This window comes from Arthrobacter sp. YAF34 (assembly GCF_052113245.1).
Taxonomy (GTDB): Bacteria; Actinomycetota; Actinomycetes; order Actinomycetales; family Micrococcaceae; genus Arthrobacter.
In genome coordinates, this window is record NZ_JBFRCV010000001.1 from 431074 (window position 1) to 443231 (window position 12158).

General features: G+C 68.1%; 9 protein-coding genes. 5 read left to right on the plus strand and 4 right to left on the minus strand.

Annotated elements, in window-relative coordinates; all coding sequences use genetic code 11:
• Nucleotides 1-72 precede the first annotated feature (72 nt).
• The 3 genes from AB4Y72_RS02040 to AB4Y72_RS02050 are packed head-to-tail and all read left to right on the plus strand — an operon-like array spanning nucleotide 73 to nucleotide 4558.
• Nucleotides 73-2619, plus strand: a complete 2547-nt coding sequence (locus tag AB4Y72_RS02040) for a DEAD/DEAH box helicase (RefSeq protein WP_441424503.1) — start codon at nucleotides 73-75, stop codon at nucleotides 2617-2619.
• 30 nt (nucleotides 2620-2649) lie between these two features.
• Complete coding sequence (locus tag AB4Y72_RS02045) at nucleotides 2650-3180, plus strand: GNAT family N-acetyltransferase (RefSeq protein WP_441424504.1); 531 nt, start codon at nucleotides 2650-2652, stop codon at nucleotides 3178-3180.
• Between the two features lie 19 nt (nucleotides 3181-3199).
• The gene (locus tag AB4Y72_RS02050) at nucleotides 3200-4558 is read left to right on the plus strand and encodes an alpha/beta fold hydrolase (protein WP_441424581.1); all 1359 of its coding nucleotides are present in this window, start codon (nucleotides 3200-3202) and stop codon (nucleotides 4556-4558) included.
• A 48-nt stretch (nucleotides 4559-4606) separates the two neighbouring features.
• Here AB4Y72_RS02050 and AB4Y72_RS02055 read toward each other — a convergent pair whose 3' ends face one another.
• The 4 genes from AB4Y72_RS02055 to coaE all read right to left on the minus strand — a co-directional run bounded on the left by AB4Y72_RS02055 (nucleotide 4607) and on the right by coaE (nucleotide 10691).
• On the minus strand, nucleotides 4607-5962 hold the full coding sequence (locus AB4Y72_RS02055) for an MFS transporter (protein WP_441424505.1): 1356 nt from the start codon (nucleotides 5960-5962) through the stop codon (nucleotides 4607-4609).
• An 86-nt stretch (nucleotides 5963-6048) separates the two neighbouring features.
• A complete protein-coding gene (locus tag AB4Y72_RS02060; protein ID WP_441424506.1) occupies nucleotides 6049-7077 on the minus strand; it encodes a TerC family protein in 1029 nt (342 codons plus the stop codon).
• Between the two features lie 160 nt (nucleotides 7078-7237).
• The gene (uvrB, locus tag AB4Y72_RS02065) at nucleotides 7238-9319 is read right to left on the minus strand and encodes an excinuclease ABC subunit UvrB (protein WP_441424507.1); all 2082 of its coding nucleotides are present in this window, start codon (nucleotides 9317-9319) and stop codon (nucleotides 7238-7240) included.
• Nucleotides 9320-9359: 40 nt separating this feature from the next.
• The gene (gene coaE / locus AB4Y72_RS02070; protein ID WP_441424508.1) at nucleotides 9360-10691 is read right to left on the minus strand and encodes a dephospho-CoA kinase; all 1332 of its coding nucleotides are present in this window, start codon (nucleotides 10689-10691) and stop codon (nucleotides 9360-9362) included.
• A 22-nt stretch (nucleotides 10692-10713) separates the two neighbouring features.
• Between coaE and AB4Y72_RS02075 the strand changes: the two genes are divergently transcribed.
• Together AB4Y72_RS02075 and AB4Y72_RS02080 are read left to right on the plus strand one after the other, a co-directional pair.
• Nucleotides 10714-11415, plus strand: coding sequence for an IMPACT family protein (locus tag AB4Y72_RS02075; RefSeq protein WP_441424509.1), 702 nt, complete (start codon nucleotides 10714-10716; stop codon nucleotides 11413-11415).
• Nucleotides 11399-11926: a GNAT family N-acetyltransferase gene (locus AB4Y72_RS02080; protein ID WP_441424510.1), complete on the plus strand. Its 528-nt coding sequence runs from the start codon at nucleotides 11399-11401 to the stop codon at nucleotides 11924-11926. The genes AB4Y72_RS02075 and AB4Y72_RS02080 overlap by 17 nt, the downstream gene beginning before the upstream one ends.
• Nucleotides 11927-12158: the final 232 nt, after the last annotated feature.

The window sequence follows — 12158 nt, forward strand, 5'->3', positions numbered from 1 at the left end:
GCACGCGTCCCGCCTGCGTGCGCACGGGCCGCCGGTGCCGCCGGCACTGGACGGGCACTAAGCTGGAAAGCAATGAAACTCGTTGATCAGCTCCCCGCCCCGGCCGCCCGAGTTCCCGGCAGGACGGGCCTGGACCCGGACGAGCTCTACACCCGTTTTGTCGAGTGGACCGAGACGCGCGGCCTCGCCCTCTACACCGCCCAGGACGAGGCGATCATGGAGCTGGCCGCCGGCTCCAACGTCATCCTGGCCACGCCGACCGGGTCGGGGAAGTCCCTGGTAGCCATTGCCGCGCACTTCCAGGCCATGGCCCGCGGAGCGCGCAGCTATTACACGGCTCCGATCAAGGCCCTGGTCTCCGAGAAGTTCTTCGCCCTGTGCGAGATCCTCGGAGCCGAGAACGTCGGCATGATCACCGGCGACTCCGGCGTTAACCAGGACGCCCCGATCATCTGCTGCACCGCGGAGATCCTGGCCAACATCGCCCTCCGTGAAGGCTCCGCCGCCGAGCTCGGCGCCGTCATCATGGACGAATTCCACTTCTACTCCGACCCGCAGCGCGGCTGGGCCTGGCAGGTGCCGCTGCTGGAGCTGCCCCAGGCCCAGTTCCTGCTGATGTCCGCGACCCTCGGCGATGTCAGCCGCTTCGAAGCCGGAATCACCGAGCTGACCGGCCGCCCGACCACCACCGTCAGTTCCGCCGAGCGCCCCATCCCGCTGCATTACTACTACGAACAGACCCCGGTCCACGAGACCCTTGAAGAGCTCCTCGCCACCAAGCAGGTCCCGGTCTACGTGGTCCACTTCAGCCAGGTCGAGGCGATCGACCGGGCCCAGAACCTGATGAGCATCAACGTCTGCACCCGCGAGGAAAAGGACAAGATTGCCGAGCTCATCGCCGGGTTCCGCTTCGCCGCGGGCTTCGGCAAGACCCTCAACCGGCTGGTCCGGCACGGGATCGGCGTCCACCACGCCGGCATGCTGCCGAAGTACCGCCGGCTCGTCGAGCAGCTCGCCCAGGCCGGGCTCCTCAAGGTCATCTGCGGCACCGACACCCTGGGGGTGGGCATCAACGTGCCCATCCGCACCGTGTTGCTCACGGCCCTGAGCAAGTACGACGGCGTCCGCACCCGGCTGCTGAACTCCCGCGAGTTCCACCAGATCGCGGGCCGTGCCGGACGGGCCGGCTACGACACGGCCGGCACCGTGGTGGTCCAAGCCCCTGAGCACGTGACCGAGAACGTCAAGGCGATGGCCAAGGCCACGGCCAAGTTCGGCGACGACCAGAAGAAGCTGCGCCAGGTGGTCAAGAAGAAGCCGCCGGAAGGCTTCGTGTCATGGGGTGAACCGACGTACAAACGGCTCGTGGACTCTGTCCCGGATCCGCTCACCTCGAGTTTCACCGTGACGCACGCGATGCTCATGAACCTGATGGAACGCCCCGGCGACCCGTTCCAGGCCGCCCGCCGCCTGCTCACGGAAAACCACGAGACCCGGTCTTCCCAGCTGCAGCTCATGAAGAAGGCCCTGGGCATCTACCGCGAACTCCTCGCTGCCGGCGTCGTGGAGCGCATCCCGCCGCAGGAGCAGGGAGCGGATGGCCGCACGGTCCGGCTTACGGTCCACCTGCAGGCGAACTTCGCCCTCAACCAGCCCCTGTCTCCGTTCGCCCTCGCGGCGCTGGAGCTGCTTGACCCGGAGTCGCCGTCGTATGCCCTCGACGTCGTGTCCGTGATCGAGGCGACCTTGGAGAAGCCGCGCCAGATCCTGTCCGCGCAGCAGAAGAAGGCGCGCGGCGAAGCGATCGCGGCGATGAAGGCCGACGGCATCGAGTACGACCAGCGGATGGCGATGCTCGAGGAGGTCACCTACCCGCAGCCGCTCGCGGAGATTCTCGGCGAGGCCTTCGACGTCTACCGCAAGGCAGCGCCGTGGGTCGGCGACTTTGAACTCGCGCCCAAGTCCGTAGTCCGGGACATGTACGAGCGCGCCATGAACTTCGGCGAATTCGTCCAGTTCTACGGCCTGGCGCGCTCCGAGGGGATTGTGCTGCGCTACCTCGCCGACGGTTTCAAGGCGCTGCGCCAGACTGTCCCGCAGGACGCGCTCCGGGAGGACCTCGAGGACCTCATCGCCTGGCTGGGCGAACTGGTCCGCCAGGTGGACTCGAGCCTGCTCGACGAGTGGGAGGAACTCACGTCCGGCGCGGCGCCCACGCCGCACGACGCGCCCCCGCCCCCGCCGCCGTCGCTGACGTCCAACATCCGGGCCTTCCGGGTGATGGTGCGCAATGAGATGTTCCGGCGCGTGGAGCTGTTCGCGGATGAGGCCGCCACCGCCCTGGGCGAGCTCGACGCCGGCTCCGGCTGGGACGCCGAGCGCTGGGAGGATGCACTGGATGACTACTTTGATGAACACAACGACATCGGCACCGGCCCGGATGCCCGCGGACCCGGGCTGCTGATCATCACCGAGGAACCCGGCGTCTGGAAGGTCCGGCAGATCTTTGCCGACCCGGCCGGACACCACGACTGGGGCATCTCCGCCGAGGTTGACTTGGAGGCTTCGGATGAGTCCGGGACCGCCGTCGTCCGCGTCACGGACGTCAACCGGCTCTAGCGGGCCGGGCGCCCCGAGTAAACTTGGACAATGAGTGTAATCCGGCCTGCCGCCCCGCGAGACGTCCCTGCCATCCTGCAGATGATCCACGATCTCGCCCTGTACGAGAAGGAACCGGACGCCGTCCGGAACACCCCCGAGATGCTCACCGAGGTCCTTTTCGGTGAGAATCCCCGGGTCTTCGCCACCATGGCGGAGAACCCGGCAGGCGAGGTGCGGGGCTTCGCGCTCTGGTTCCTGAACTACTCCACGTGGGAAGGGGTGCACGGGATTTACCTGGAGGACCTGTACGTCCGGCCCGAGGCGCGTGGCGAGGGCCACGGCAAGGCGCTGCTTCAGCACCTGGCCGCGACCGCCGTCGACCGCGGCTACGCGCGGGTCGAGTGGAGCGTGCTGGACTGGAACGAGCCCTCGATCAATTTCTACAAGAGGCTCGGTGCCGCCCCGATGGAGGAATGGTCCACGTTCCGCCTCACCGGCCCGGCACTGGAGGCCTTCGGCGGCTCCGGCACAGCACTGCACGGTTCCAGCAGCGTCCGCGAGGAGGCCGGCCGTGGTTGATCTTCCGCTGACGGGCCTCATGGGTGCAGCCCTTCTCGAGGCGGAGTCCAGCGTCGGGCGCAATGTCCGGCACAGCGTCCGGGCACGCCACACCTACCGCGGAATGCGAACCGCGGAACACTACTTCCAGGTTCCGCTGGACCACTTCAACGAGGCCGGGCGCCGCGGCGAGACCATCACGGTATTCGCCCGCGAGTACGTGTCCGCGGAGCACAGCGAGGAAGACGCGGCGGAGCTCCCTTGGCTGCTCTACCTGCAGGGCGGCCCCGGCGGACGCGGTAACCGGATCCCGTCCCTGGGCGGCTGGAGCAAGGCCGCCGCGCGGGACTTCCGGATCCTCATGCTGGACCAGCGCGGCACCGGCCTGTCCTCCGCAATTGACCGCAACACCCTGCCCCTGCGCGGCAGCCACGAGGACCAGGCCAGCTACCTGTCGCACTTCCGCGCCGACTCCATCGTCGCCGACGCTGAGGCCATCAGGGCGGCCCTGGGTTCGGCCCCCTGGACCATCTACGGCCAGAGTTATGGCGGGTTCTGTGCACTGAGCTACCTGTCCTTCGCCCCCGAAGGGCTCCGCGAGGTGCTCGTGACCGGCGGCCTCGCCCCGCTGTCCGGCTCCGCGGAGCGGGTATACCGGGCGACGTTCCAGCGGGTCGCGGCGCGGAACGCCGAATACTTCACCTGGTATCCCGAGGACCGTGAAGCAGTCACCCGGATCGCCCGGCATCTGCGGGACACGGAGGAGTTCCTACCCGACGGCGGCCGGCTCACCGTGGAACGGTTCCAGATGGTGGGCTCGTTCCTGGGCGGCAACACCAGGGTGGACACGCTGCACCACCTGTTGGAGGACGCCTTCGTGGCCACGCCCGACGGCGACCGGCTCTCCGACGCCTTCCTGGAGCAGGTCCGCGGCCTCGTTTCCAGGGCCGCCAACCCCCTCTACGCCCTGATGCACGAGTCCATTTACGGTCAGGCCGAGGCCACCAACTGGGCCGCCTGGCGGGTGTTGGACGAATTCCCGGAGTTCCGCCCGGACGCCGCGGAGCCGCTCCTGACCGGCGAAATGGTGTACCCCTGGTACTTCGAACAGGACCCGGCCCTGCGCCCGCTGCGGGACGTGGCCCGGCTCCTGGCCGAGAAGGACGACTGGGCGCCGCTCTACGACCCGGAGCGGCTGGCGCTGAACACGGTCCCCGTGGCGGCGGCCGTGTACACCGACGACATCTACGTGGACCGCGAGCTCTCCCTGGAAACCGCGGCCGCCGTCCGGGGCCTGCAGGTGTGGGAGTCCGACGAGTTCCACCATGACGGGATCGCGGACGACGGGGAGGCGATTTTCGGCCGCCTGCTGGGCATGGCCCGCTCCGCCCGCCGCTGACCGGCGGCGGGACCGGGCGGGTCCTCGCGCTTGGAACGGTCAGTGCAGTTACGCCGTCACGCCCGCCGCGCGGCGCCTCATTGCGGCCGGTGCGGCGACAGCCAGCACGGCGGCGGCGAAGGCCGCGGCCGCGAGGTTGAGGCCCTGGTAGCCGACCCCGCTCATCACCAGGCCGGAGAAGCCGGCGCCGAGCGCCCCGGCGGCGCCCATCAGGGTGTCCGAGACGCCTTGGACGAGCACCCGGTCGTCGGCGGCGACGCTCTCGGCGAGGAGTGTGGAGCCGGCGATGGTGGCGGCCGACCAGCCCAGGCCGAGCAGCACGAGTCCCGTCGTGACCAGGACCGGTTGCTGCTGACCGAACCCGGCGACACAGACGGCTGCCAGGATCAGCCCGTGGCCAAGGACGATCACGGGCAGCCGGCCGGTTTTGTCGGTGAGCCATCCCATAACCGGTGACAGTGCGTACATGCCGGCAATGTGCAGCGAGATGGTGAAGCCAATCAGGACCAGGACATCCGTGCTGGCGGCATGGACGTGCCCGGCCGGCATGTCGGCCATCGGCCCTTCGACGAGGAGCTGGAGATGGAGCGGCGTCATCGACATGACGGCCACCATGCAGCCGTGCGCGGCGACGATGGCGAACAGCGCCAGGCGGGCGCGCGGCGAGTTCCCGACGGCCCGGAGACCGGCGCGGAGGCCGTGCCGGCGTCGGACGCCCGCGGTGCCGTTCCCCGCCACCGGCTCACCGGCGGCCCTGAGCCGGACCGCCAGCAGCAGCGGATCCGGCCGCAAGCCAATCACCAGCAACAGGGCAGCCAGAGCCAGCCCGGCGGCGGAAAACACGAACGGGCCGGCCAGTGCCGGCAAACCGAGGGCCTCCCCCACCGCGGCCCCCGGACGGATCAGATTGGGTCCGGCGACGGCGCCGATCGTGACCGCCCACACGACGATCGCGAGGGAGCGTCCGCGGTGCCCGGCGTCGGACAGGTCGACGGCGGCGAAACGGGCCTGGAGGTTGGCAGCGGTCCCCAGGCCCAGGAGTGCCGCTCCCAGCAGCAGCACGGGCAAAGCCGCGGACACCGTTGACAGGATGATGAGCAGGGATCCGGCCAGGGCGCCCAGCTGCCCGGTCACGAGCGCTGCCCGGCGGCCCCGCCGTCCGGCCAGGCCGGCCAGAGGCAGGGCCGCGACGGCGGCGGTCAGCGTCACGGCCGTGGTGACTGATCCGGCCCAGGCGTTGGCGCCGGAGAGCTCCACGGCCAGGAGCGAGCCGACGGAAAGGCTGGCCCCGGTGCCGACGCTGCTCAAGAGCTGGGCGACGCTCAGGACGGAAACGGTGCGGCGCTGAACCCTGTTCAGGTCCAGCGCCGCACCGTCACGCGGTGCCGGGTAGAAGGTTTTCACGGTCCGAGCATAACGCTTATGGCGGCCGCCGGAGCCGCCCGGACGCTGCTGCCGGAATCCTCCACCCTGGACCCGTCAGACCGGAATCAGTCGACGTCGCTCAGGCTTTTCCGGGCGTCCTCTTCCAGCCGGGCATCCAGTTTGGACTTGGACGACTTGGAGCTGACCAGGCTCGCGATCACCGCGACGATGATGGTGCCGATGATCACGCCGAGCGAAACGTACGTGGGGATCTCGGGCGCCCATTCAATGTGCTGGCCGCCGTTGATGAAGGGCAGTTCGTTGACGTGCATGGCGTGCAGGACCAGCTTGACGCCGATGAACGCCAGGATGACGGACAGCGCGTGCTTGAGGTAGATGAGCCGGTTCATGAGGCCGCCGAGCAGGAAATAGAGCTGCCGCAGCCCCATGAGGGCGAAGATGTTCGCGGTGAAGACGATGAAGGCGCTCTGGGTGAGGCCGAAGATGGCCGGGATGGAGTCGACGGCGAACAGCAGGTCGGTCATGCCGATGGTCACGAAGACGATGAGCATCGGGGTGAAGACCTTTTTGCCCTCCACGACGGTGCGGAGCTTGCCGCCGTCGAACTTCTCGGACATCGGCAGGAACCTGCGGATCCGGGCGATCAGCGGGTTTTCCTTGTCTTCCTCGTCCTCGCCCTCGTCTTGGGCCTGTTTCCAAGCGGTCCAGAGCAGGAAGGCGCCGAAGATATAGAAGACCCAGCTGAACTGCTCGATGACGATCGCGCCGAGCATGATGAAGATGCCGCGGAGGATCAGGGCGATGATGATGCCCACCATGAGCACCTCCTGCTGGTACTTACGCGGTACCGAGAAGCGGGCCATGATGATGATGAAGACAAACAGGTTGTCGATGCTCAGGCTGTACTCCGTCACCCAACCGGCGATGAACTGACCGCCGTATTCCGGGCCGGTGAAGGCGAACATGGCGCCGGCGAACACCAGAGCCAGAGCCACGTAAAAGGTCACCCACAGCCCGGCTTCCTTCATGGAGGGTTCATGCGGGCGTTTGAGGACCATCAGCAGGTCAATGGCGAGGATGACGCCGAGGACGGCAAACGAGCCGATCTCGAACCACAGTGGAAGTTCGGGCACGGGGAAGCCTTTCGCAGGGTACAGCTCAGCGGTGTAAGTCTCTCCGACTGCCGGCGCGTGATGGCGCCTTGCTGCCCGCTACGCCCGGCCCGGCATCGTAGCCGTGCGTGTTGACGATCGTAGCGCTTGGGATACTCCCCTACGTCTGACCGAGTTTACCCTAGGCGTGCCCCGCCGACTGCATTTGGCGCAGCTCCTTCTTCAGGTCGCCTACCTCGTCGCGGAGCCGGGCCGCGAGTTCGAACTGCAGCTCCCCGGCCGCAGCGTGCATCTGTTCCGTCAGCTGTTCGATCAGGCCCACCAGGTCCTCCGCCGGGGCGGTCGCCAGACCGTCCTGCCGGATGACGGAAGCGCCCTTGCCCTTGCCGCGGTTCTTGCCGGCGGCGGCCAGCAGCTCGCGGGTGTCCGCGTCTTCCTTGGCGAGCTGGTCCGTGATGTCCGCGATCTTCTTCCGGAGCGGCTGGGGATCGATCCCCTTCTCCGTGTTGTAGGCAACCTGGATAGCACGCCGGCGGTTCGTCTCGTCGATGGCGTGGGCCATCGAGTCGGTGATCCGGTCCCCGTACATGTGCACCTGGCCGGAGACGTTACGCGCGGCACGTCCGATTGTCTGGATCAGCGAAGTCGAGGAGCGCAGGAACCCTTCCTTGTCCGCGTCGAGGATGCTGACCAGCGACACCTCGGGGAGGTCGAGACCCTCACGGAGGAGGTTGATACCGACGAGGACGTCGAAGACGCCCATCCGCAGCTCGCGCAGGAGTTCCACGCGGCGCAGCGTGTCGACGTCTGAGTGCAGGTACTCCACCTTCACGCCGTGGCCCAGCAAATAGTCGGTAAGGTCCTCGGCCATCCGTTTGGTCAAGGTGGTGACCAAGACTCGCTCGTTCTTCGCGGTGCGGGTGCGGATTTCGCCGAGCAGGTCATCAATCTGCCCCTTCGTGGGCTTGACGATGACCTCGGGGTCGATCAGACCGGTAGGCCGGATGATCTGCTGGACAAAGCCGTCAGACTTGCCGAGCTCGTACTTGCCCGGCGTGGCGGAGAGGTAGACGGTCTGGCCAACCCGCTCCTGGAACTCATCCCACTTCAGCGGGCGGTTGTCCATCGCCGAGGGCAGCCGGAAGCCGTGGTCCACCAGGTTCCGCTTGCGGGACATGTCGCCTTCGTACATGGCGCCGATCTGCGGGACGGTCACGTGGGATTCGTCGATCACCAGGAGGAAGTCGTCCGGGAAGTAATCGATGAGGCAGTGCGGCGCGGTCCCGCGGGCGCGGCCGTCGATGTGCGAGGAGTAGTTCTCGATGCCGTTGCAGAAGCCCATCTGCTGCATCATTTCCAGGTCGTAGGTGGTGCGCATCCGCAGCCGCTGCGCCTCGACGAGCTTGTTCTGGCTTTCGAGAACGGCGAGCCGCTCCGCCAGCTCGTCTTCGATCCGCTTAATCGCGCGGGCCATGCGTTCCGGGCCGGCGACGTAGTGCGACGCCGGGAAGACGTACATCTCGGTCTCGTCCCGGAGGACTTCTCCGGTCAGCGGGTGCAGCGTGTAGATGTTCTCGATCTCGTCGCCGAAGAACTCGATCCGGATGGCCAGTTCCTCATACATCGGGATGATTTCCACGGTGTCGCCGCGGACCCGGAAGGTGCCGCGGTGGAAGTCCATGTCGTTGCGGGCGTACTGCATGGAGACGAATTTCCGGAGCAAGTCATCCCGGTTCATTTCCGCACCCTTGCGCAGGGTCACCATGCCGGCGATGTACTCTTCCGGGGTGCCGAGGCCGTAGATGCAAGACACTGTGGCAACGACGATCACGTCGCGGCGGGTCAGCAGCGCGTTCGTGGCGGAGTGCCGGAGCCGTTCGACTTCCTCGTTGACGGAGGAGTCCTTCTCGATGAAGGTGTCCGTCTGCGCCACGTAGGCCTCGGGCTGGTAGTAGTCGTAGTAGGAGACGAAGTACTCCACCGCGTTGTTGGGCAGCAGCTCGCGGAATTCGTTGGCCAGCTGCGCGGCGAGGGTCTTGTTCTGCACCATCACCAAGGTGGGGCGCTGGACCTGCTCGATCAGCCACGCCGTGGTGGCGCTTTTACCGGTACCGGTGGCGCCGAGCAGCACCACGTCTTTCTCGCCGTTCTTGATGCGCTCGGTCAGCTCCGCGATGGCGGCGGGCTGGTCACCCGCGGGCTGGAACTCGCTGATGACCTCGAAGGGCGCCACGACACGGTTGATTTCCTGGGCAAGGCTCATGTAACTAATCTACCGCCGGGCTCCGACAGGATGCCCTGATTCAGCTTTGGGCAGTACCAGGGCCGATCCCGACGCCCTCGGGAGGTGCGGTGCCCGGAGCGCCGTCTATGGCGCCGGTGACGGTACCGGCGTCGGGCCTGGTTGCTCCGCCGGCGTCGTCAGCACCGTTCGACGGCGGCTGCCAGCCGGTGCGCTGCACCCACGCTTCCATCCGGGGCCAGGCGTAGTCGGTGAACCAGCCCTCCTTGTCCGCCGCGTACCCGGCGGTGGATTTGTCGACGTTGTGCAGCCCGGCAACCCGCCTCTTCTCGGCGACATAGTCCGCCCGGGCCCCGGCGTCGGCGCGAAGCCAGTCTCGGAAGCACAGGGCATACCGCCAGCCCGGCGAGCCGGCGGCGCGGATGTGCAGATTCACCGGCCGGCCGGGATCGGCGTTGGCGTGCAGCCGCTTGCCCCAGTCGGTCGGGTCCGGATGCGAGGGCTTGGGGTTGTCGGAAATGATGCCGGGCCAGCGAGGAAAGCCCGCCGCGGCCAGCAGCGGCGCAATCCGGTCCGCGGCGTCGAGGTCGCGGACGCTGAGCTGCAGGTCGATCACGTCCTTGGCGTCCAGCCCCGGCACGGCGGTGGACCCGATGTGGTCTATCGCAAGGACATCCTGCGCAACGGCGGCGCGGAGCCGGGCGATCAGCCGGCCAGCCTGGGCCGCCCAAGACGGATCGGCAGGGGCGAGGACCGGCCCTCCCGTCCGCGGTGCGATCCTGCGCTCTTGGAGGTTTAGGGCGAACGGCGCCAGCCGCCGATCCCACAGGGCGTCGACAGCGTCCCGGAGCGCTTGCGGCGTGCCCGAGTTGTCCAGCACGACGTCGGCGGCCGCCAGCCGGTCCGCGCGGCTTGCCTGGGCGGCCATCCTGGCGTGCGCTTCCTCGGCGCTCATGTGGCGATGCTCGGCCATGCGCCGGACCCGGACGTCATCGGGTGCGTCAACCACGACCACCAGATGGAAGTTCTGCCCTTGTCCGGTTTCCACCAGCAACGGGATGTCCTGAACCACCACGGCACCGGCCGGGGCGGAGGCGACCATCGCGGCGGCGCGCTCCCGCACCAGGGGATGGATGATGCCGTTCAGCACGCCGAGGCGTTCAGGGTTGCCGAAGACCAAGGCACCCAGCCGTGGCCGGTCCAGCCGCCCGTCCGGGGTCAGGACGGCGGCACTGAAAGCTTCGACCACCTTGGCCAGCCCGGGCGTGCCCGGTTCCACGACTTCGCGGGCCAGCGCGTCGGCGTCGACCAGCACCGCGCCGAGCTCGCGCAGGCGCGCGGCGGCCAAAGACTTTCCCGAGGCGATTCCGCCGGTCAACCCGATCTTCAACACCCCACCAGCCTAAACTGAACCGGTGGCAGATGAGACGGATTACCCGGAGAGCAGGACTTCCGTTTACACCACGCTTGCCGCGGGTCCCGGGTTCCGGCACGAAATAGAAGTCAAACGGTCCCGGTTCATCACCGTCCTGACGCGCACGGCCGACGAAGACGCCGCCCGCACCGCCCTGGCCGGCCTGCGCCGGGAATTCCACGACGCCCGGCACCACTGCTTCGCGTTCGTGCTCGGCCCAGACCGTGACGTGCAGCGGTCCAACGACGACGGCGAACCGTCCGGGACGGCCGGCATCCCCATGCTGGAGGCGCTCCTGAAGCGTGAAACTGCGCCCGGTGTCGCCGATTTGAGCGACGTCTCCGCGGTGGTCGTGCGCTACTTCGGCGGCATTCTGCTCGGCGCCGGCGGCCTGGTGCGCGCCTATTCGGAATCGGTGTCCGGGGCGCTAGAGCTCGCTCCGCTCGTGCGGCGCCGCCGTCTTCGCGTCTGCTCGGTGCCGGTGCGGCACGCCGCGGCCGGGCGGCTGGAGAATGACTTGCGCGCCGCGGGCTACGTCATGGCTGAAACCGGTTATGAGGCGCAGACTACTGTCCTGAGGCTTGCGCTGCCGGACAATCCGGCAGAACTGGCCCGGGCCGCGGACCGCGTGGCCGCCATGACTGCCGGCAGCGCTTCGCTGGTGCCCGGAGAAACGGAGTGGATCGATGTCCCCATCAGCTGATCCGGCGCCCGCTGTCGCCCTGCTCGACGTCACCGAGCCCGTGCTCGAACAACTCCTGGAGCTTGCGCTGCGGGACGCCGACGCCGACGAGGTCACCCCGCCGCTGGGCACGGCCGCCGGCTGGAACACGGACCGGATCAGCTGGTTCCGCGAATTCCACCGGGCTGCCGCGGCCGGGCTGGACGGGCCCGCACGGCAGAAGAGCTGGGCCATCAGCTGCGACGGGCAACTGGCGGGGTCCATTCGGCTGATGCGCTCGGAGGCGGGGCCCGCCCTGGAAACCGGCATCTGGTTGGGCCGGAGCTTCCGTGGCCGCGGTGTCGGCCGCGAGGCGTTGCGGCTGGTGAAGTCCTTGGCCGCCTCTGCCGGCGCCGAAGTCCTGGTGGCCGAGACCACCGCGGGAAATGTGGGTGCCCTCGCGCTGCTAAAGGCCGCGGGCGCCGAACTCGTCACCGGCGCTGACTCGGACACGGCCACCGTGCCGGTCAAGGGCAGGATCCAACTCAACTGATCCAACTCCACTGACGCAACTCCACTGATCCAACTCCACTGACGGATGCGCACCCAGGACTGGACATGCCCTCCCGCAGCCAACCGGCCACCACTGGACATGTCCCGCGCCCGTCCCGACCAATGCGCCCAGTCCCCCTATGCCCACCCCGCGAACCCAGCAAAGGACATGCCCTCCCGCAGCCAACCGGCCACCACTGGACATGTCCCGCGCCCGTCCCGACCAATGCGCC

Coding starts and splice junctions, on each gene's coding strand:
- AB4Y72_RS02040 (WP_441424503.1), top strand. CDS start 73: ATGAAACTCGTTGATCAGCTCCCCGCCCCGGCCGCCCGAGTTCCCGGC.
- AB4Y72_RS02045 (WP_441424504.1), top strand. CDS start 2,650: ATGAGTGTAATCCGGCCTGCCGCCCCGCGAGACGTCCCTGCCATCCTG.
- AB4Y72_RS02050 (WP_441424581.1), top strand. CDS start 3,200: ATGGGTGCAGCCCTTCTCGAGGCGGAGTCCAGCGTCGGGCGCAATGTC.
- uvrB (WP_441424507.1), bottom strand. CDS start 9,319: ATGAGCCTTGCCCAGGAAATCAACCGTGTCGTGGCGCCCTTCGAGGTC.
- AB4Y72_RS02080 (WP_441424510.1), top strand. CDS start 11,399: ATGTCCCCATCAGCTGATCCGGCGCCCGCTGTCGCCCTGCTCGACGTC.